This window comes from Thermosynechococcus sp. NK55a, assembly GCF_000505665.1.
GTDB lineage: Bacteria > Cyanobacteriota > Cyanobacteriia > Thermosynechococcales > Thermosynechococcaceae > Thermosynechococcus.
Window position 1 is genome coordinate 127,592 of the sequence record NC_023033.1, and the last position, 19,562, is coordinate 147,153.

Annotated in this window: 16 protein-coding genes; 7 read left to right on the top strand and 9 right to left on the bottom strand. The window is 54.6% G+C overall.

Features of this window, described 5'->3' with window-relative positions:
* The first annotated feature begins 92 nt into the window (after positions 1 to 92).
* The 3 genes from NK55_RS00610 to NK55_RS00620 are packed head-to-tail and all read left to right on the top strand — an operon-like array spanning position 93 to position 2,496.
* On the top strand, positions 93 to 1,391 hold the full coding sequence (locus NK55_RS00610; protein ID WP_024123929.1) for an NAD(P)/FAD-dependent oxidoreductase: 1,299 nt from the start codon (positions 93 to 95) through the stop codon (positions 1,389 to 1,391).
* Positions 1,392 to 1,431: 40 nt separating this feature from the next.
* Positions 1,432 to 2,007: a DUF3365 domain-containing protein gene (locus tag NK55_RS00615; RefSeq protein WP_024123930.1), complete on the top strand. Its 576-nt coding sequence runs from the start codon at positions 1,432 to 1,434 to the stop codon at positions 2,005 to 2,007.
* Between the two features lie 12 nt (positions 2,008 to 2,019).
* Positions 2,020 to 2,496, top strand: a complete 477-nt coding sequence (locus NK55_RS00620) for a DUF3122 domain-containing protein (RefSeq protein WP_024123931.1) — start codon at positions 2,020 to 2,022, stop codon at positions 2,494 to 2,496.
* Here NK55_RS00620 and NK55_RS00625 read toward each other — a convergent pair.
* The 3 genes from NK55_RS00625 to NK55_RS00635 are packed head-to-tail and all read right to left on the bottom strand — an operon-like array spanning position 2,493 to position 5,509.
* Complete coding sequence (locus tag NK55_RS00625) at positions 2,493 to 3,866, bottom strand: anthranilate synthase component I (protein WP_024123932.1); 1,374 nt, start codon at positions 3,864 to 3,866, stop codon at positions 2,493 to 2,495. The genes NK55_RS00620 and NK55_RS00625 overlap by 4 nt on opposite strands.
* Positions 3,866 to 4,768 (bottom strand): energy-coupling factor transporter transmembrane protein EcfT, encoded by a 903-nt coding sequence (locus tag NK55_RS00630; RefSeq protein ID WP_024123933.1) that lies wholly within the window; start codon positions 4,766 to 4,768, stop codon positions 3,866 to 3,868. Before NK55_RS00630 ends, NK55_RS00625 begins: the two co-directional genes overlap by 1 nt.
* Before the next feature lie 9 nt (positions 4,769 to 4,777).
* A complete protein-coding gene (locus NK55_RS00635) occupies positions 4,778 to 5,509 on the bottom strand; it encodes a PspA/IM30 family protein (RefSeq protein ID WP_024123934.1) in 732 nt (243 codons plus the stop codon).
* Between the two features lie 140 nt (positions 5,510 to 5,649).
* Between NK55_RS00635 and NK55_RS00640 the strand changes: the two genes are divergently transcribed.
* Positions 5,650 to 6,063 carry a pentapeptide repeat-containing protein gene (locus NK55_RS00640; RefSeq protein ID WP_071823286.1) on the top strand — a complete coding sequence of 138 codons (414 nt, stop codon included), beginning with the start codon at positions 5,650 to 5,652 and terminating at the stop codon, positions 6,061 to 6,063.
* Here the strand turns inward: NK55_RS00640 and NK55_RS00645 are convergent.
* A complete protein-coding gene (locus NK55_RS00645) occupies positions 6,060 to 7,187 on the bottom strand; it encodes a histidinol-phosphate transaminase (RefSeq protein ID WP_024123936.1) in 1,128 nt (375 codons plus the stop codon). The two genes, NK55_RS00640 and NK55_RS00645, sit on opposite strands and share 4 nt — an antisense overlap.
* Positions 7,188 to 7,301: 114 nt before the next feature.
* On the opposite strand from NK55_RS00645, the gene NK55_RS00650 reads away from it, so the two are divergent.
* The gene (locus NK55_RS00650) at positions 7,302 to 8,237 is read left to right on the top strand and encodes a DnaJ C-terminal domain-containing protein (RefSeq protein ID WP_024123937.1); all 936 of its coding nucleotides are present in this window, start codon (positions 7,302 to 7,304) and stop codon (positions 8,235 to 8,237) included.
* An 11-nt stretch (positions 8,238 to 8,248) separates the two neighbouring features.
* Here NK55_RS00650 and panB read toward each other — a convergent pair whose 3' ends face one another.
* Positions 8,249 to 8,968: a 3-methyl-2-oxobutanoate hydroxymethyltransferase gene (gene panB / locus NK55_RS00655; RefSeq protein ID WP_024123938.1), complete on the bottom strand. Its 720-nt coding sequence runs from the start codon at positions 8,966 to 8,968 to the stop codon at positions 8,249 to 8,251.
* A gap of 403 nt (positions 8,969 to 9,371) precedes the next feature.
* Between panB and NK55_RS00660 the strand changes: the two genes are divergently transcribed.
* Complete coding sequence (locus NK55_RS00660) at positions 9,372 to 10,895, top strand: bifunctional aminoglycoside phosphotransferase/ATP-binding protein (RefSeq protein ID WP_024123939.1); 1,524 nt, start codon at positions 9,372 to 9,374, stop codon at positions 10,893 to 10,895.
* Positions 10,896 to 10,940: 45 nt separating this feature from the next.
* A complete protein-coding gene (locus tag NK55_RS00665) occupies positions 10,941 to 12,227 on the top strand; it encodes a homoserine dehydrogenase (RefSeq protein ID WP_024123940.1) in 1,287 nt (428 codons plus the stop codon).
* On the opposite strand, the gene cysW is transcribed toward NK55_RS00665, so the two are convergent.
* The 4 genes from cysW to NK55_RS00685 all read right to left on the bottom strand — a co-directional run bounded on the left by cysW (position 12,224) and on the right by NK55_RS00685 (position 19,423).
* A complete protein-coding gene (cysW, locus tag NK55_RS00670) occupies positions 12,224 to 13,063 on the bottom strand; it encodes a sulfate ABC transporter permease subunit CysW (RefSeq protein ID WP_024123941.1) in 840 nt (279 codons plus the stop codon). The two genes, NK55_RS00665 and cysW, sit on opposite strands and share 4 nt — an antisense overlap.
* Positions 13,050 to 13,886 carry a sulfate ABC transporter permease subunit CysT gene (gene cysT, locus NK55_RS00675; protein WP_024123942.1) on the bottom strand — a complete coding sequence of 279 codons (837 nt, stop codon included), beginning with the start codon at positions 13,884 to 13,886 and terminating at the stop codon, positions 13,050 to 13,052. Before cysT ends, cysW begins: the two co-directional genes overlap by 14 nt.
* Positions 13,886 to 14,932 (bottom strand): sulfate ABC transporter substrate-binding protein, encoded by a 1,047-nt coding sequence (locus NK55_RS00680; protein ID WP_024123943.1) that lies wholly within the window; start codon positions 14,930 to 14,932, stop codon positions 13,886 to 13,888. The genes cysT and NK55_RS00680 overlap by 1 nt, the downstream gene beginning before the upstream one ends.
* Positions 14,933 to 15,442: 510 nt before the next feature.
* Positions 15,443 to 19,423 carry a magnesium chelatase subunit H gene (locus NK55_RS00685; RefSeq protein WP_024123944.1) on the bottom strand — a complete coding sequence of 1,327 codons (3,981 nt, stop codon included), beginning with the start codon at positions 19,421 to 19,423 and terminating at the stop codon, positions 15,443 to 15,445.
* Positions 19,424 to 19,562 lie beyond the last annotated feature (139 nt).

Genomic DNA, 19,562 nt, shown 5'->3' on the forward strand with positions numbered 1-19,562 from the left:
CTGGGGTTTTTCTCAGCACAGATGGCTGTGGCCAATTGTATCTTCTTATACTACCATATAGTTAATTAAATAAATTTGTAGAGGATACAGTCATGGCACGGGTGGTTGTCCTTGGGGCGGGCATTGGTGGATTGCCCACAGCCTACGAATTGAAACATCGTTTCGGCGATCGCCATGAAGTGATCTTGGTCTCTGATGTGGATCGCTTTACGTTTATCCCAGGATTAGTGGCGGTTGCCCTCGGATACAATTCCCTCGAACACCTGCAAGTGCCCCTAGAGAGGGTCAGCCGGCGCCATCGGCTGAGATGGGTGCAAGGGAAAGTTCAGCGGCTTGCCCCTGAGGAAAAGAAAATTTACTTGCCTGAACAAACCCTTGACTACGACTATTTGGTGATTGCCACAGGGGCAGAACTGGCACTTGATACGATTCCCGGGCTCGGTATTTACAGCCATTCCGTGTGTACTCCCGCCCACGCAGTAGCTGCCCAGAGAGCATGGCAAGAATTCCTCAAAGAGCCAGGGGACTTAGTTGTGGGTGCCGCTCCCGGCGCCAGTTGCTTTGGGCCTGCCTATGAATTTCTCTTTTTGGCAGAGCAGGCCCTGCGGCGTCATGGATTGCGCGATCAGGTCAAGATCACCTTCATTACCCCTGAACCCTACGTTGGCCACTTGGGAATTGGTGGGTTGGCCAATGGCGATCAACTCACCCGCAACCTGATAGAGAAACGGGGCATTGAAACAATTACCAACGCTGAGATAACTGCTATCGAGCCGCATCGAATCCTGCTGCGGGATGGACAGGTGATCCCCTTTGGCTACAGTATGATTTTGCCACCTTTTCGCGGAGTGGCCTTTGTGCGCGCCTCTGGCCTTGGCAATGAGAAGGGGTTTTTGCCCTTGCTGCCCACCCTACAGCATCCCAACTTTCCTGAAATCTATGGGGTGGGCATCAGTGTTCACTTTCCACCTTTAGAAGTGACCCCTGTGCCTATGGGAGTGCCCAAAACCGGTCAAATGACGGAGGAGATGGCGATCGCTGCGAGCCACAACATTGCCGTTGCCCTTGGGGAATTAGCGGCTGACCCTGTGGTCCCGACACTGGATGCCCTATGTTTTGCTGACTTTGGCAATACCGGTATTGCCTATATTGCCGCTCCGGTCATTCCGGAACCCCCTGGGGGGAACCGCCGCTTGGCCTACGCCATTCAAGGATTGTGGGTCAGTTGGGTCAAGGCCGCCTTTGAACGCTACTTCCTGCTGAAAATGTGGTGGGGACTGAGTGTCCCTTGGTTTGAACAGTGGGGACTGCGGCTATTCTTTGGCCTTTCCCTTGTGCGTCCCCTGCAACCCACGGTGTTTCCAGAGCAGCAACCCATCATAAAAGTTTGACAGACAAACATTGACAAAATTTAATAAAGGAGTAACTTCTATGGTGCGCATCTTTCTCATGGCTCTGTTGATGGCGTCCCTATGGATCCAGGCTTCCCCGCCCACCTTGGCCAGTGTGAATCCTGATGAGCTGGGGAAAGTGGTCACAGCCATTGAACAGTTGGATCAAATGCGCATTGGCCTTGCCTCTACCCTAGAAGGGGGTACTGGCGAACCGACCCTTGACACCTTTAAGGCCGTCTGTGCCCCCGTGGGCAAGCAAGCCAAGGAAATTGCTGCTGCCAATGGCTGGCAAGTGCGTCAAGTGGCCCTCAAGTATCGCAACCCCAACCATGCCCCGCGCACAGCCCTGGAAGTGCAAGCCTTCAATCAGTTTGATAACAACCGCCAACTGCAAGCCTTTTGGCAAACTGATAACGAAGGGGTGCACTACTTCCGTCGCATTGATGTCCAAGCCAGTTGCCTTGCCTGCCATGGCGCTAAAAATCGCCGTCCTGCCTTTATTCAGGAAAAATATCCCAGCGATCGCGCCTATGGCTTCCGTGTTGGCGATCTGCGGGGCATTTACGCTGTAACGATTCCGCAAATTCAGCAGGCACTCCAAACCTCACCCTAAGGAGGTCCTCCCATGGCCCGTTGGGAACGTTGTTTACTTTTGATTCTGTTAGTCATTCCCCTGTGGCTGGCGGTGTCCCCCAGTAGCGATGCCATGATTCGCACCATTGAAGAGGCTCCCAACCAAGTGGTGGTGCAGTCGCGGCATTCGTTGCGCGATAATCATGGCTTTACGTGGCAGGTGATTCTCTTTTCGCGTCCCGACCAGTTGCAGTTGCGCTTGGTGGGGTTTCCAGAGCAGTACCATTTTCGCCATCCCGATCCCTTGGTGTTGATCACGTCCAGCGGTCAAACCCTCACAGCTGCGGATGACTTTCCCAAGGCAGACACCGTTGCCAATGTAGGACAGTTTGATCTGTTGCCCCTTGCCTCGCAACTGCCGAGGAGTGAGCCCTTGGTTCTGCGTCCACCCCTAGAGGAGCAGGGGATTGAGATTGCTGTTCCTGCCGCTGTGGTCATTGAGTGGCACGCCCTGATGGCGGAAGTTTAGGAACGGGTGGCAATGGGCGTTGGTGTTCCGAGGGCAAGGAGCAGGGCTTGGGCTTTGCTCAGGGATTCTTGCCATTCCCGTTCTGGATCGCTGTCGGCCACAATACCGGCACCTACTTGTCCCCAGGTTTTCTGGCGATCGCGCCCCACCAAGAGGGTACGGATGAGGATATTCAAGTCCAGATGCCCTCGCTGATCCCAGTAGCCACAGGAACCGTAGAACAAATTGCGGGGAAAGGGTTCAAGAGCTGCCAAAATCTCCATGCAGCGCACCTTGGGACAGCCGGTAATGGTGCCACCGGGAAAGAGGGCACGGATCACATCCACGGGGGATCTCCTCGGCTGTAACTTGCCGCGCACATTGCTCACGAGGTGCATCACATGGCTGTAGTACTCCAAACTGAGGAGTTCATCCACCACCACACTGCCCCATTGGCAGATTCGCCCCAAGTCGTTGCGCTCTAAATCCACAAGCATAATGTGTTCTGCCTGTTCCTTGGTATTGCTGCGGAGTTCCTCGGCGTGGGCGCGATCGGCCGCAGGGGTTTGGCCGCGGGGACGGGTACCGGCAATGGGTCGTGTTTGCACCCAATCTCCCTGAACCTGCACCAAGCGTTCCGGTGAGCAACTGACAATGTAGCCCCAAGGGGTTTGCCAAAAGCTGGCAAAGGGAGAGGGGTTAATCTGCTGTAGCCGCAGGTATTGTTGCCACGGATCAACGCGGCCATCATGGCAAAAGCGCGCCGACAGATTGGCCTGAAAAATATCGCCAGCGCGGATATGGCGGAGAATTTGCTCAACGGCTGCTTGGTAGGTCTCGGACTGCCAGCCCGCCGCGAGTTCAATGCTGCCGGGGCGATCCGGTAATAAGAGGAACTGCTCAAGGGGGGGATCTTCAAGAGTTTGTTGCAGCGCCGCCAGTTGACTCGCACTCGAAGCCGCCAGATACAGGCGATCCGCCTGATGATCCAAGACAGCAAAGGCTTGAGGCTCATACCAAAAGGCCACTGGAAAAGGGAGCGGATCGGGCTTGGGCGGGGGTAGCGCTTCAATTTCCCATGCCAATTCGTACCCCAGCCATCCCAACCACCCTCCTGCAAAGGGCAGATGGCTGACTTCTTCGGGCACAGCGGTTGCTTGGGGAAATGTTTGTAATGTTGGCAGCACCTCACCGAGGGATAAAACCCACTGGCGATCGCGCCGTGGTGACCCCGCACAAATGGAATAGCGAGCTTGGGGTGTGGGGGCTTGGGCTGGACTTTCCAGTAGGACAGCAATTGGCTCCCTCAAAAACAACTGCTGAAAAATAGCGCGACCCGTGCGCCCACGCAGGGGCAGACAGCGCCAAAGCCACGGCTCACAGGGGCGCATCACGAGTGCTCAACCCCCAACCAACCCAAGCGAATTAACCAAAATAGCCCCAGACCCCCCAAGGCTAACCAATCGCGCCGCTGCAATCGCAGATGGTGCCACGGGTTATCGTAGGTTTCCGGTTCTTGAAAGCCCCGCACTTGCATCGCACAGGCCACCTGTTCTGCCCGCAGGAGTAAATTTTCCAACAGCCGTACCGCTAAGGTGAGCCACAGCTTGATACTGCCTTTAATGCCCACAAGTCGCCAATTGATGGCACGAGTCCGCACCGAGCGGCTCAGGTTTTGCACTTCTTCCAAGACCAAGGGAATAAACCGCAGTGAAAGCGTCAAGGTCAGGGCAATTTCGGCCACCGGCAGCTTAAAGCGTTTCAGGGGCTGCATGAGATTTTCTAAGCCAGCGGTCACTTCCTCAGGAGCGGTGGTGAGCAAAAACAAATGCGTACTGTACAGGAGTGTAAACAGGAGGGTACTCAGGCGGATGCCTAAATCCAGCGATCGCTGGGAGACTTGCAGCTGAATGGGAAACTGACCCACTTGGGCGTGAAATTGCCACAGGATATAGCGGTAACTCGTGGCCGGAACTGTCGCTGCCAAGGGACGGCGGGGTTGATAGGTTACAGCCATCCCATCGGGCATCAAAGCTGTGATCACCAGAATTAAACTACCCACCAGGAGGAGCCACAGCAGTTGCCGCCGCCATACCCGTGCCGGAATTCCCCCTACGAGCGTCAGGAGAATTAAGCTGACCACTAGCCCCAACCGCCAAAAGACATCCGCTAAAATAGGGGCCAACAGAAACGTCATCAACCATGCCAACTTCACCCGTGGATCAAGGCGGTGCAGCCAAGTGATGGGTTGTTCAAGGTATAGCCCTAGGGGGAGCGATCGCAGCAAATCCATGGAAAATCGCTAGTTTTTCTCCAGTTGTCGCCGCAGGGCTTCCAATTCTGGATCGTAGGCAGGGGTGCTACTGGGGGACAGTTGCGGATTGGCTAACTCCGCCTTCAGCCGCGCTAAGTCCTCCTCCACACTGCCCCCTTCTAGGGCAGCAAACTTGGCTTCGAGGGTATCGCTATTGAGTTCAGCCACCGCTTGGGAGCGAGCCTCCAGTTCCTGAACCCGCTCTTCCATGCGCTCAAAGGCGGCCATTGGGGCGTTGATGTTCATACTGCTAAAGGTTTGTTGCAGTTGCTCTGAGGCCTTGGCTGCCCGTGCCCGTGCCACTAGCATTTCTTTGCGGGTTCTCGCTTCAGCAATCTTGCTTTCAAGCTGTTGCATTTGTTTTTTGAGAGCTTCTACTTGGGTCACAGACTGCTCCAGTTGCCCTTTGAGGGCCATGGCTGCATTGAGTGCTGTTTTTTTGCGACTCAAGGCCTCTAGCGCCAGTTGCTCATCCCCATGTTGCAGGGCAATTTTGGCACGGCGTTCCCACTCAGCCGCCTGCTGTTGGTTTTGGTTGAACTGTTGCTCTAACCGCTTTTGGGAGGCGATCGCTTGGGCAACGGCTTGCCGCAGTGTTACCAGATTGTCCTGCATTTCGATCATGGTCTGCTCGAGAATTTTTTCGGGATCTTCAGCAGCACCCACCAGCGCATTGAGCCAACTGCGAACCACACGGCTGACGCGATCAAATAGTCCCACAGCGTTATCTCCCTATTGGTTCCTTATCTATAGCAGTATGCCACTTTCTTCAGATTCTTTGGCCACAAGTCTCAAAAACGCTTGCTGCCCTGGGCTTAAGCTATAGTAAAATCATTGGAATCTTGATCCTAACTTTAGTGATGTCTGCTTCTTCGGGGCGATCTTCAGACTCCTTTGATAAACATGGTTTTCTCAGTCGCTACGCCCCGGCCATTATTAATCAAAATAGAGCCGATCAAATGCTGGCGGACTATGCCAAGGGGCGGCGTGACTTTCGGCGGCTTGATTTGCGTGGCATCACCCTAGAAGACGTGAATTTAGCAGGGGCAAATCTCAGTGGTTCGGATTTAAGCAATGCCACACTCATCAATGTAGATTTGACTGATGCCAAGCTGATTGAGGTTCAGCTGATCAATGCTGAACTCACGGATGTGCAACTGCGCCAGGCGAATCTTAGTCGAGCTAATCTGCGAGGTGCTAAACTCACCCATACTTCCTTGGCCACGGCAACCCTGCGGGGCACAGTCCTCCCCAATGGCCGGTTGTCGGATTAGTTGTCAGATTCGTTGTCGGATTGATCGTGTTGGTTCAAATAGGCTTGCAGCCGTTGCCAAAAGCGCTCCATTTCCGCAGGGGTGCCAATGGTTACCCGGATGCCGCCGGCGATCGCCCGCACAAGGGTGCCCTGACTCCTCAAGGCATCCCACAGGGGCGGGGTGTGTTGGGGTTCGCGCAAGCGGAAAAAGAGGAAATTGGCCACACTTGGCCACACCTGCAGTTGGGGGCATGACTGAAGCCGTGCATAGAGCTGATCTCGCTCCGCTAGCACCGTGGGAATTTCTGCTAGCAGCGCCTGACGATGGTCAAGGGCAACTTGCGCCGCCACTTGAGAAAATGTAGGCAGGTTATAGGGCAGACGAACCTTTTCTAAAACCGCAATCACCTCTGCATTGCCAATGGCATAGCCGACCCGATGCGCCGCCAGTCGAAAGGCCTTGGAAAACGTCCGCAGGATCAACCAGTTAGGATGGGCTGCCAAGTCCCCCACCAGTGTCTTGCCGGAAAATTCAAAATAGGCCTCATCAATCACCACTAAAATATCCTCAGGAAGCTGCCGTAGCCAGTCCACCTCAGCTGCAGTTAGGGGGTTTCCCGTCGGCGAGTTGGGTTGCAGCATAAAGAGAACGCGCACCGGTGGCGCTGCTTGGGCAATGAGGGTATTGGCGGCGGCAATTTGCACTGCAAACGTGTCAGGATCGCGGGTTGCTCGATGGACGGGAATCCCTAGGGTTTGGGCGAGGATCCCGTATATGGAAAATGTTGGTTCTGCCACTAGGATAGAACCGTAGCCCCCAATCGCCGTAGCCAGCAGTATGGAGCGAATCAGCTCATCGGAGCCGTTGCCAACCGCAATTTGGTGTGGGGAAATTTCAGTTGGGCTGTGTTCACTGACGTAGCGGGCGATCGCCTGCCGCAGCGGCCAGTGGTGACTATCGGGATAGCGATGACTGCCTAGGGTGCTGACGTACTGCTGAGCTAACGCCTCCTTAAGGGCAGTGGGCAAATCCCAGGGAAACTCATTGGTATCGAGGTAGTCCAGTTCTAGCGGTAGGGAGTCGCTCGTGGGGGTGGAGTAGGCGCGAAAGTTGCTCAGTTCTGGACGAAGAAACGTCGCCATGCCAAGACAGTATAAAGGGATTCAACTATAATAGCACTGAGCTTTTTGCCCTAATTTGCTGTCAGCCCTGACACTCAATCTCCATCTTTTGACTACGTAGAGGCGAATGTTCCTATGGCGCGTACCGACTTCAAAGATTACTACCAAATCCTCGGGGTCAGCAAAAATGCCACGGAGGCTGAAATTCGGCAGGCCTTTCGCCGCCTTGCTCGCAAATATCACCCGGACTTGAATCCGGGGGATAAAGAGGCAGAAGCTCGTTTTAAGGAAATTAACGAAGCCCACGAAGTTCTTTCAGATCCGCAAAAACGACGCAAATACGATCAATTTGGTCAGTATTGGCAACAGGCCAGTGCAGCGGAGGCGGGTGGCTTTAATGTCAATGTGGGCGATTTTGGCGCTGATTTTAGTCAGTTTGCCAACTTTGAAGACTTTATCAATGAATTGCTGGGGCGATTTGCCACAGGCACAGGGCGTACCCGCACTTGGAGCACGGTTGGGTTTGATACCTCAGGATTTGGCAGTGCCGATGCAGAAGCAGAGATCCAAATTAGCTTTCAAGAGGCCTTTCAGGGCTGCCAAAAATCATTCGCCATTGGTAATGAACAGGTAACCGTGACGATTCCCGCTGGCATTAAGCCGGGGACGAAGTTGCGGCTGCGGGGCAAAGGTCAATATAACCCCTACAGTCAACAGCGGGGAGATTTATATCTCACGGTACAGGTGGCGCCCCATCCCCTCTTCCGCTTTGAGGATGATCAACTGGTGATTGATTTGCCTATCACTCCCGATGAAGCTGCTTTGGGTGCGCAAGTGACGGTGCCAACACCCTCGGGGAATGTGGTTTTGAATGTGCCTGCGGGAACGCGATCGGGGCAATCGCTCCGGTTACGGGGCAAAGGCTGGCGCAGTAGTGGCGGCATTGCTGGCGATCTCCTGGCCAAGGTGCAAATTGTGCCCCCCAAATCCCTGAGTGCCCAAGAAAAAGAACTCTACGAAAAATTGCGATCGCTCCGTACCTTTAATCCCCGTGCCCATTGGCCGATCTGAGTCGATCTAAGTCAGGGAAATTGCCGCGATTTGACGGCTTGGCAGTAATTTTCAATGGCGGCGATCGCCTGTGTTCCCAAGTCGGCATACACCTTAGCAAAGGGGGGCACCTGGAAACTCAAGCCCAAAACATCTGCAGTCACCAGTACTTGACCATCACAGTGGGGGCCGGCGCCAATTCCAATTGTGGGAATCTTCAACTGGGCGGTAATCTGCTGCGCCAAAGCCGCAGGAATATGCTCCAAAATCACCGCAAAGGCACCGGCTTCAGCAAGGGCAAGGGCACCCGCTAGAATCGCTTCTGCGCCTTGGGGAGTATTCCCCTGTTGTCGCCATCCCCCCAACTGATGTACCCGTTGGGGCAATAGACCCACATGACCCAGCACTGGAATTCCAGCCTCCACTAAGCACCGCGTTGCTGCCTGCACCACAGGGGAGGCACCTTCCATTTTCACAGCTTGCACTTCTGCCTCTTTGATTAGGCGCCCCGCCGATCTCAGAGCCTGTTCAGGGCTTTCTTGGTAGCTCAAAAAGGGCAGATCACACACCAGGAAACTATGGGTAACGCCTCGGCGCACTGCTTGGGCATGGTGAATCATCTGGTCAAGGGTCACAGGCAACGTGGTTTGATATCCAAGGGCAACCATCCCCAGGGAATCCCCCACAAGGATCACATCCACCCCCGCCGCATCCAACAGGCGGGCCCACAGATAATCCCAAGCCGTGAGCATGGTAATGGGTTCTCCCAGCGCTTTTTTTCTTGGAGTTGGGGTAATGTTACAGGGCGACGCACCATGGCCATATTCAAGAGGGTTGTATCCCCATCCTCTAAAGGAACAGAGAAAACGTCAATTGAGCTTTATCAGCAGGAAGCCCCCCATTGCGGATTCTGTTCACTCAAACATAAATTCAGTGTCGAGGTCAGAGCTGTATAGGGTATGATTGATGAAACAGATGTGGAATCTCTGGAGAGTTTCCCTGATGGGTCTCAGTATGTCTGCGCCCTGGGTCCTGCAGTGGCAGCAGGCTGAGGCCTCTGTATAAAGATGTCGATGAAACGTGAAGTCCGCTCTCCATCTGAGGTGTGTTTATTCAGTGAACAGGAGAGTCGGGGGTCGTTCACCCATAGTACACATGTCTTTGCCTGCCTTTGTTGAAGCCCTATTAACCCCTGCTGCTTACCCTCATGCGGTCACCAGTCCGATTCAATTGCTGCAAACGCATATTTCCTATGTGTTTCTGACGGGGGACTATGCCTATAAGGTGAAAAAGCCGGCGGACTTTGGTTTTTTGAACTTTACAACTCTAGAAAAGCGGCTGTTTTACTGTCAGGAGGAGTTGCGGCTTAATCGCCGCTTGGCGCCCGATCTCTACTTGGGGGTGGTGCCCATTGTGGCGGTGGGCGATCGCTATTGTGTGGCGGATCCCCAAGACTTACCCGTGGGGGCTGAGGTCATTGACTATGCTGTGCAAATGCGCCAATTTGATCAGTCGCAACTGTTTTCTCACCTCTTTGCGGCTAACCAAGTCACCCCTCACCTGATTGAATCCCTTGGCAAAGAACTAGCCCGCTTCCACCGCAGCGCTGCTACGAGTCCCCACATTGCTAAATTTGGTTCGCCGCGGGCGATCGCCCAAGTGATTGACAACTGCCATGCCTTGGCTGCCCAGTTTGTCGGTCGGTGTCAATCCCCAGAGCAGTACGCGGCAATTCATGCCTTTACCGATGACTTTTTGAGCCGTCATCAAGAGTGGTTTGTGCGGCGGCAGGCAGGGGGCAAAATTCGGGAGTGCCACGGCGATCTGCACCTGAATAATATCTGTCTATACAGGGGCAGGGTCCAAATTTTTGACTGTATTGAGTTCAACGAAGAATTTCGCAATATTGACGGCATCTATGACGCCGCCTTTTTGCTGATGGATTTGGAGTTTCGCGGGCGCGGCGACTTGGCCAATCTTTTCCTCAACACTTACTTGGAATGGAGTGGTGACTATGAGGGGGCGGTGCTCTTGCCCCTGTACCTGTGTGTGAGAGCCTATATTCGGGGCAATGTCAATGCCTTAGCCCTCAATGATCCCGCCATTGGCGAAGCCGAAAAGGCACAGCTGCAAGCCACTGCTGCGGCCTACTATGGGGCTGCCTATCGCTACACCCAACCCCGCCAAGCCAAGCTCTATGTCATGTCTGGTCTGTCGGGAGCAGGCAAAAGTACGCGGGGACGAGGTCTTGCTCAAGGGGAGCAGGCAATACAAATTCGCTCCGATGCGGTGCGCAAACACTTGGCGGGCTTACCCCTAGATCGCCGCAGTACGGATTTCCCTGAGGTGGATCTCTATTCCGATGCCATGACCCAAAAAACCTATGATCAGCTCTTGGCCTATGCGGAATTGTTGCTGCGTCAGGGACAAACGGTGATTTTGGATGCGAAGTACGATCGCGTGGCGCTGCGCCAACCGGTGATTGCCTTAGCCAAGAAACTGCGTGTCCCCCTAGAGATTCATTTCTGTAGTGCCCCCCCGGAGGAACTGCGCCGTCGCTTGAGCGATCGCCAAGGGGATATTGCCGAGGCCACCCCTGATCTGATTGCTGCCCAAGTGGCCAGTTTTGAATCCTTTTTGCCTGAGGAGGAGCCCTACGTTCGCCATGTGTGTGACTAGGACGAGGGCAACTGATAATAGGAACAGAGCAATAGGACGGGTCTGATGTATCACATTGGTTTACTAGGGTTAGGCACGGTCGGTGGCGCTGTGGCGCAAATTTTGGTAGATCCAGCGGGGCGCCATCCCCTGCTCAAGGAACTGGCGATCGCCCAAGTGGGGGTACGGGATCCCCATAAGCCCCGTGCCGTTGCCCTTGATCAGCAACTTTTGACAACGGATTTGGAAAGCATTGTCACCAACCCAGCCATTGACATTGTGGTGGAAGTCCTCGGCGGTATTGAACCGGCGCGATCGCTGATCCTCAAGGCCATTGCCCATGGCAAGCACATTGTTACCGCCAACAAGGCCGTCATTGCCCGTCATGGTGCCGAAATTTTTGATGCTGCCAATGCCCAAGGGGTCTATGTGATGCTCGAAGCTGCCGTAGCCGGTGGCATTCCCGTCATTCAAGCCCTGCGACAGAGCCTAGGGGCCAATCGTATCCACAGTGTTAGCGGCATTCTCAATGGCACCACCAACTACATTTTGACCCGCATGCAGCAGGAGCAGGGGGATCTTGCCCCCATCCTTGCCGATGCCCAGCGCCTAGGCTATGCTGAAGCTGATCCCAGTGCCGACATTGAAGGTTGGGATGCAGCGGATAAAATTGCCATTCTGGCCAGCCTTGCCTTTGGAGGACGAATTCGCCGCGAGGAAGTGTATGCCGAGGGCATTGGTGGGATCACAGCGGTGGATATTGCCTACGCTGAAAAACTGGGGTTTTGCATTAAACTGCTGGCGATCGCCCGCCAACTAAGCGGTCAGCCCCTCGAAGTGCGCGTTCATCCCACCCTCGTGCCCCTCGATCATCCCCTTGCGGGTGTCAATGGCGTCTATAATGCCATTCTCCTAGAGGCAGAGCCCTTAGGACAGGTGATGTTCTATGGTCCCGGTGCCGGTGCAGGGGCAACCGCCAGTGCCGTCGTGGCAGATTTAATTAACATTGCTGCTCTTCTCCCCCAAGGACGTGCCAGCCATCCTTTGCTCACCTGCCAGCACAATCAGTTTATGCCGCTGCTACCGATGGCAGAGGTGGATAGTCGCTTCTATGCTCGTGTCCATGCCCAAGATCATCCGGGGGTGCTGGGAAAACTGGGCACCTGCTTTGGTCAGCATCATGTCAGCCTGGAATCCTTAGTTCAAATTGGCAGCCATAACGAGCTAGCAGAAATTGTGATTGTCACCCACCACGTGCGCGAGGGCGAGTTTCGCCAGGCGATGGCCGAGATTGCGCAAATGGCAGACATTGAAGCAGTGCCCTCTGTTTTACGGGTCTTGGGCATGTCCTAGGCATTGGGCTTGATGCCTGTCTTGCGCTCTAAAATTTCCTTCACCACCAGTGTCACTAAGGCCAGCAGGCCAAGGATGACCGCTGCCGCGTAAGCAGACTCGGTGTTGTAATTTTTATAGGCGTCCTCCACAAAGAGGGGCAGGGTTTGGGTGAGGCCAGCCACATTGCCAGAGACCACCATCACGGCACCAAATTCCCCCATGGCGCGGGCATTGGTTAACAAGACACCGTAGAGCAGCCCCCAGCGGATATTGGGTAAAGTAACTCGCCAAAAAGTTTGCCACTCATTGGCTCCAAGGGTTTTTGCGGCCTCCTCCTGCTCGGTGCCGATTTCTTCCAGCACAGGAATGACTTCTCGCGCCACAAAGGGCAAACTAACAAAGGCGGTTGCCAGCACCATCCCCGGAAAGGAGAAAATAACGCGCATATCCAGCGCTTGCAGCCAGCTCCCGAACCAGCCATTGCGGCCATAGACCAGTACCAGCATCAGTCCAGCAACAACGGGGGAGATGGAAAAAGGTAAGTCAATAATGCTGAGCAAGAGGGTGCGGCCGGGAAAACGATGGCGGGCGATCGCCCAAGCGGCACAAAGGCCAAAGACTGTGTTTAAGGGCACCACCACCAAGGCAAGGGCAAACGTCAGCCACAGGGCATGGAGAAAATCGGGCTCCAGCAAATTTTCCAGAAAGGGCATGACTCCCCTGTAAAACGCTTGGAAAAGAACATTGGCCGCTGGAATCAGCAGCACAAGGGCTAAGTAGCCGATGGCAATGACAATTAAAAGGAGATGCAGCCACGGCTTTTCTTGGGTGGGAGAGGGTTTAAGGCTCCGCATAGCGCCGCCCCCATGCCTGCAGCAGATTAATCAGAAATAAAATCCCTAAGGAGACCAAGAGCATCACCGTACCAATAATGGTTGCCGCCTCATAGTCGTACTGCTCTAAGCTCTGAAAGATGAGCACCGAGGCAGTCAAGTCCCGGAACGAGGTGTTGGAGGAAATAATAACAATTGAGCCAAATTCTCCTACGGCCCGTGAGAAACCCAGGGCAACGCCTGTGAGAATCGCGGGCATCAAAGGCGGCAAAATGACTCGCCAAAAGGTCTGCCCATGGGTGGCACCCAGGGACCATGCAGCCTCCTCTACATCCTTTTCCATTTCCGTGAGGACAGGCTGAACCGTGCGAATGACAAAGGGCAGGGAAATAAAGAGCATGGCCACCGCAACTCCCCAGCGGGTAAAGGCAATTTTCACTCCCCAGGGGGCCAGTAAACTGCCAATCCAGCCGTTTTCACTGTAGACCGTTGCCAAGGTCAAACCTGCCACCGCCGTTGGCAGAGCAAAGGGCAGATCCACCACGGCATCAAAAAAGCGCTTCCCCGGAAAGGAGTAGCGCACCAGCACCCAAGCAATCAGGGTCCCAAAGAGGCCATTGATCAGAGCTGTCACTAGGGCAGTTACAAAGGTTACCTCATAGGCCGATAGGGCGATCGGCCGCGTCGCTACCTGCCAAAAATGCAATGGCCCGGCACTGCTGGCGCGACTAAAGAGGGCAGCTACGGGCACAACCAGCATCACCAGCAAGTAAAAGACAGTGATTTTCCAAACCCAAGGGAACCGCCAGCGCCGTTTCTGAGAAATGGGGGGGGTAGCACTCATCAGGCTTGATTCTCCCGCTGAATTTGATCAAACAGGGCACCCTGGGCAAAAAATTGAGCCTGCACCCTCTCCCATCCCCCGAGATCCCTAACGGTAAACAGAGTGGGTACCCGTGGAAATTCTTGGGCATGGGCAGCCAGAACTGTCCCATCCACTGGCCGAAAGCCATATTGAGCAAAAACTTCTTGAGCCTGAGGTGTGTAAAGAAACTGAAGGTAGGCTTGGGCAACCTCACGAGTACCGTGCTGATCGGCGTATTTGTCCACAATCGCAACTGGGTTTTCAATGAGGATATTTACCTTAGGAATGTGATAGGAGAGGCGCTTCCCCTGCTTGCGGGCCAAAATTACTTCACTTTCATAGTTGATCAGAGCATCCCCCTGTCCCTGCGTCAAAAAGGCATCGGTGGCCTCACGGCCATCGCGGGGGAGAGCCGCTACGTGGCGAAAGACCTCAGTAACAAAGGCTTTGGCTTCCTGAGGGGTTCCCCCCGTCTGCGTTACTGATCCCCACAGGGCAAGGAAGTTCCAGCGGGCGGCTCCAGAGATTTTGGGATTGGCCGTCACAAAGGTCACGCCCTCACGGGTTAAATCCTGCCAGGTCTGTAAGTTTTTCGGGTTACCCTCACGGGTGATCAGGGTACAGACAGAGGTGGTGACAGTACTGTTGTGGGGGGCCTGACGCGCCCAATCGGGGCGGATTAAACCTGCCTGGGCAATGCGATCCACATCTAAGCCAAGGGATAAATGCACAATATCGGCCTCTAGGCCATCAATGACTGCTCGGGCTTGACTCCCAGAGGCACCATAGCTGGTGCGAAAGCGGACCGCTTGTTGATGTTCCCGTTTCCACTGAGCGGCAAATAGGGGAATAATTGCCTCGTGGGCTTTCCTAGTCAACGAAAAGGACACCAAGGTCAAGTTGACCTGGGCAGGACGACCATCCGGTAAGGTGGCTTGAAATTGACAGGCAGCAGTGAGACCACTGAGGCCTACCGCTAGTAAGAATAAGCTTAACCCAATCCTAAAACGCCGCCAACTCACCATTCTACCGTTAATCTACCATAAATCGATCGGAATACCGATATGCAAATCCATCTTAGCAGAAGGGGGGTGATTCTAGCTGAAATGCTTAAAACGTGATCAGCACCTGTCTAGGATGGGTGGGAATCACTCATTGCGGTTGATTGCGATGGGGCGTTTTCGGTGATGGCGCGATCGCCAGGAGGTTGGCGGAACACTGACCCCTCTTAGCGGTAGCCCATACACGGGTTGCGTCTGAGGAATGGGCACCACATACACCAGCTGACGGCAACCACCGAGCTCCACATTGACATTCAATTAAGGGCAATTAAGGGGTGGTTGTATCCGCAAAGGAAAGGATGGTCAAACCAGTCAAGGAGGATAGGCCAACTACTTGGAGTGTTGTCAACATCCTCAACTCCGCCACAGAAAAAACGTCCTGCGGGGTCTGATGCTCAATCTATAGGGAGGGTTCCACCACACCTGCGCCCAAATAAAAAGGGGGAGAGTTTCCCCCGATTCTGTTAACGTTGTTTACTCAACTCCCTCAATCTTGTCCTCCACTTCTTGATAGAGTTGCCGTAGCAGTTCCAGATTGGCCTCACTGGTCTCCCAGTAGCCACGTCCGTGGAGCTCTAGGAAGGTGCTGACCATCTTACGGAACGAGTGAGGGTTGGTATTCAAAAGCCGCTGCCGCATCTGCTCATCGAGAATAAACGTGGCATTCGCTTCTTCATAGACCCAGTTATCCACGGCCCCGGCGGTGGCCGACCAGCCCATCGTGTTCACGAGCCGCTTCGAGATTTCGCGCACCCCTTCGTAGCCGTGGGCGAGCATTCCTTCGTACCACTTGGGATTCAGGAGTTTGGTACGGCTGTCGAGGCGAACGGTTTCCGAGAGGGTTCGCACTTGGGCATTGGCGGTGGTGGTATCGGCAATATAGGCCTTGGGTTGCTTGCCATCCCCCCGCAGTGCTGCCACCAGCTTGGTCGGATCCGAGTCAAAGTAGTGGCTGACATCCGTGAGGCTAATTTCTGAGGAGTCGAGGTTTTGGAATGTCACATCCACGGTTTTGAGCGCCGTTTCAAAGAGTTCCCGGGCCTGCTGCATCGTCCCCGGAGAATCCGCCGAGAAGGCAAAGGACTTACGGGAGAGATACATATCTTGAAGTTCCGACTCCTGTTCCCAGGAGCTATTTTCCACCGCTAGGTTGACATTGGCGGCGTAGGAACCAGAGGCATTGGTAAAGACTCGTGTGGCCGCTTGGCGCAGGTCAATCCCTAGTTCTGAGGCCTGTTGCAAGGCGTGCTTGCGGATAAAGTTTAGCTCAAGGGGCTCATGGGCTTCGGCAGCCATTTTGATGGCACGGTCAATAAGCGCCATCTGGTTAATAAAGAGATCGCGGAAGACGCCCGAACAGTTGACGACCACATCAATGCGTGGCCGCCCCAGCTCCTCGAGGGGGATGAGTTCCACCTTGTTGACGCGCCCCAAGGAGTCGGGTAAAGGACGTGCTCCCACTAGCCACAGCACTTGGGCCAGGGACTCGCCATAGGTTTTGATATTATCTGTGCCCCAGAGCACCATGGCAATGGTTTCTGGCCACTGGTTGTTATTTTCTGCTTTTTGCCGCGCGAGGAGGCGATCGACCACAACTTTGGCAGACTGCACCGCAGCGGCTGTAGGAATGGCTTGGGGATCTAGGGCGTGGATATTTTTGCCGGTCGGCAGGACCTCAGGATTGCGAATTGGATCGCCACCGGGACCCGGGAGAATGTACTCGCCCTCAAGGGCTTGCAACAGTGCCCCCAGTTCATTGTCAGCGACAATCTGCTGCAAACAGAATTCGAGATATTCCATGAGGGGCTTGAGGGCAGCGGCATCCACTTGGGTATAGCCTGCACCATGGAGAGATTCAATCCACGGCTCTTTGCGCCCCATGTTAAAGAAATTCAGCTTCGAGACCCGCGACACACGACCGTCGGCATCAGCTTGGGCTTGGACGAGGGCACTGACGGCGGCGCGGGTGGCTTCGTTAATCTGGCGTAGCAATTCGACATCCGCCAGTACGCCGCGATCGCTCTGCTGATAAATGTCGTCAATGTCCCGGCCTAAGCTTTCGGCAATCAGGCGCGGCAGACTCTTAATACCGTCCTCAGCGCGATCCAAGCTGGCAATATTCACCAAGGTGGCCACTGCTTCTTCCGTTGTTGGTGGTTTACCAATCACGTGCAGACCACAGGGCAGGAGGCGGCTTTCAATCTCCATCAGCTTGATGTAGACCTTGCCCACGAGGGTATCGCGCTCCTCGGCACTGAGATCCGCGGCGTCCTTGTCGGGGAGAGCGACATCTTGATCGAGATTGACCATACGGCACTTGTCCATGATCGTGTTGACAATCTGGACACCCCGACCGCTATCTTTGAGGCTTTGGTAGGAACCAATGAGATCGCTGAGTTCCCGTAGCCCTTTGTAAAGGCCGGCATTTTCCGCCGGCGGTGTGAGGTAGCTAATTGTGTTGGCGTAGCTGCGGCGCTTGGCAATAGTGGCCTCGGAGGGGTTGTTGGCGGCGTAGTAGTAAAGGTTGGGAATACAACCAATGAGATTATCGGGGTAACAATCGCCGGACATCCCCATCTGTTTGCCGGGCATAAACTCCAAGGAGCCATGGGTGCCAAAGTGAAGGACCGCGTCCGCCTGCCAAATATGGTTGAGGAAGGTGTAGTAGGCAGCAAAACCATGGTGGGGACTGGCGGAGCGAGAAAAGAGTAGCCGCATCGGATCCCCCTCGTAGCCAAAGGTGGGCTGCACGCCGATAAAGACGTTGCCGTAGATTTTGCCGTAGATAAGCAGGTTTTGGCCGTCGCTGTTGAGGTGTCCCGGGGGTTTGCCCCAGTTTTCTTCAAGGCGCTTGGCATAGGGGGTGAGGCGCTCGTATTCGGGCACGCTCATGCGGTAGGCAATGTTGAGTTCAGGACTGCCCACTTGGGCGCGGGCGTCGTGGAGAATTTCCTGCATCAGAGCTTCAGGACTCTCCGGCATGTCCTGCACATCATAGCCATTGTTTTTCAGGGCTTCCATGACTTTGTAGATGGAGCCAAAGACATCCAAGTAGGCAGCTGTACCAATGTTGCCCTTGTCGGGTGGGAAGCTAAAGATGGTGATGGCAACTTTCTTTTCTACCTTGGGTTTGCGGCGCAGATTGGCCCACTTCAAGGCTCGCTGCACAATCATTTCGACGCGATCTTGGAGGGCGATCGCCTTACCAGTCATGCCATCGCGACCCGAAAGAATAATTGGCTCAATGGCGCCATCCAGTTCCGGTAGGGCAATTTGCAGTGCCACTTGAATCGGGTGCAACCCCAGATCACTCTCCTCCCATTCTTCGGTGGTTTGAAACACCAAGGGCAGTGCCACCATGTAGGGACGGTTGAGCTTTTTCAGTGCCGCCACGGCTTTGGGATGATCCTGCTTGGCGGGGCCGCCCACAAGGGCAAAGCCTGTTAGGGAAACCACCACATCCACAAGGGGTTTATCGGTGTGCAGGGGATCGTAGAAAAATTTTTCCAGGGGCGTTGAGAAGTCCAGACCGCCGGAGAAGACGGGAATTACTCGCGCCCCTTGGGATTCAAACTCTTGCACAATGGCGACATAGTGGGCATCGTCACCTGTGACAAGGTGGGTGCGCTGCAACAGCAGGCCAATGGTCGGCACCAGAGGATCTTTGAGATCGGCGCCAATATCGCGACGACTGTTGAACCAGTTGAGGTACTCTTTGAGATCCTCAAACATTTGAGGGGCTAGGGGATGCCAAATGCCCGTGTCGGGGTAGGTGACGGGTTCTTGGTACTTGAGATTGCTGCTGTATTGCCCCTTGAAGACATAGCGATCGGCCAGCATCAGGAGAAAGTTTTCTAGGTTCTCCGGCGAGCCCCCCAGCCAGTACTGGAAGCTGAGCATGAAGTTGCGGGCATCCTGTGCCTTGTCAATGGGGAGGTACTTCAGGACTTGGGGCAGGGTTCGCAGGAGTTTGAGCATGGCATCTTGGAAGCCGGCCCCTGACTTCTCCTTGCGCTTTTTCATGAAATTGGCAATCACGCTCTTAGATTGGCCAATCTGAGCTAAGGAAAAGCTGCCCATTTTGTTGAGGCGCATCACCTGCGGCAGTGAGGGGAAGACAACCGCTACATCGAGGCGATCGCGATAGGGCTGAACGGCCTCGACCACCTTATCCGCCAAGTCCTCAATAAAAATGAGGGAGGCAATAAACACATTCGCCCGTGCCACATCTTCACAGAAGGCGGCATAGTTTTCAGGATTGCGCAGTTCCTCAAGGAGATAGCCACTGATTTCAATGGCCACCTGTGGATGGGTATCGTTAATGCTGCGAACCGCTGCCGACAGCGCGCTCTGGTATTGGGCTTCAAGTACCACATACACCACTCGCAACAGCGATCGCCCATTTAACGCCGCTGGCGCGATATGCCGAATTGTGGACTTGACGTGGGTGAACATGCGTTCAAACTCCTTGTAACGATCGAGACCAAACCCCAAGTGGGGGATATACGCCCTTTTGCTAAAACCATGGAGCACATCGAGGAGGTACTATCCCCCACGGGCCTTCACAGTGCTGCGGGTTTTCCATCCTTGCAAG

Bases quoted from the DNA above. Each gene is read 5' to 3' on its own strand.
- NK55_RS00610 (WP_024123929.1), top strand. From the start codon at position 93: ATGGCACGGGTGGTTGTCCTTGGGGCGGGCATTGGTGGATTGCCCACA.
- NK55_RS00615 (WP_024123930.1), top strand. From the start codon at position 1,432: ATGGTGCGCATCTTTCTCATGGCTCTGTTGATGGCGTCCCTATGGATC.
- NK55_RS00620 (WP_024123931.1), top strand. From the start codon at position 2,020: ATGGCCCGTTGGGAACGTTGTTTACTTTTGATTCTGTTAGTCATTCCC.
- NK55_RS00625 (WP_024123932.1), bottom strand. From the start codon at position 3,866: ATGCGCCCCTGTGAGCCGTGGCTTTGGCGCTGTCTGCCCCTGCGTGGG.
- NK55_RS00630 (WP_024123933.1), bottom strand. From the start codon at position 4,768: ATGGATTTGCTGCGATCGCTCCCCCTAGGGCTATACCTTGAACAACCC.
- NK55_RS00640 (WP_071823286.1), top strand. From the start codon at position 5,650: ATGTCTGCTTCTTCGGGGCGATCTTCAGACTCCTTTGATAAACATGGT.
- NK55_RS00645 (WP_024123936.1), bottom strand. From the start codon at position 7,187: ATGGCGACGTTTCTTCGTCCAGAACTGAGCAACTTTCGCGCCTACTCC.
- NK55_RS00650 (WP_024123937.1), top strand. From the start codon at position 7,302: ATGGCGCGTACCGACTTCAAAGATTACTACCAAATCCTCGGGGTCAGC.
- panB (WP_024123938.1), bottom strand. From the start codon at position 8,968: ATGCTCACGGCTTGGGATTATCTGTGGGCCCGCCTGTTGGATGCGGCG.
- NK55_RS00660 (WP_024123939.1), top strand. From the start codon at position 9,372: ATGTCTTTGCCTGCCTTTGTTGAAGCCCTATTAACCCCTGCTGCTTAC.
- NK55_RS00665 (WP_024123940.1), top strand. From the start codon at position 10,941: ATGTATCACATTGGTTTACTAGGGTTAGGCACGGTCGGTGGCGCTGTG.
- cysW (WP_024123941.1), bottom strand. From the start codon at position 13,063: ATGCGGAGCCTTAAACCCTCTCCCACCCAAGAAAAGCCGTGGCTGCAT.
- cysT (WP_024123942.1), bottom strand. From the start codon at position 13,886: ATGAGTGCTACCCCCCCCATTTCTCAGAAACGGCGCTGGCGGTTCCCT.
- NK55_RS00680 (WP_024123943.1), bottom strand. From the start codon at position 14,932: ATGGTGAGTTGGCGGCGTTTTAGGATTGGGTTAAGCTTATTCTTACTA.
- NK55_RS00685 (WP_024123944.1), bottom strand. From the start codon at position 19,423: ATGTTCACCCACGTCAAGTCCACAATTCGGCATATCGCGCCAGCGGCG.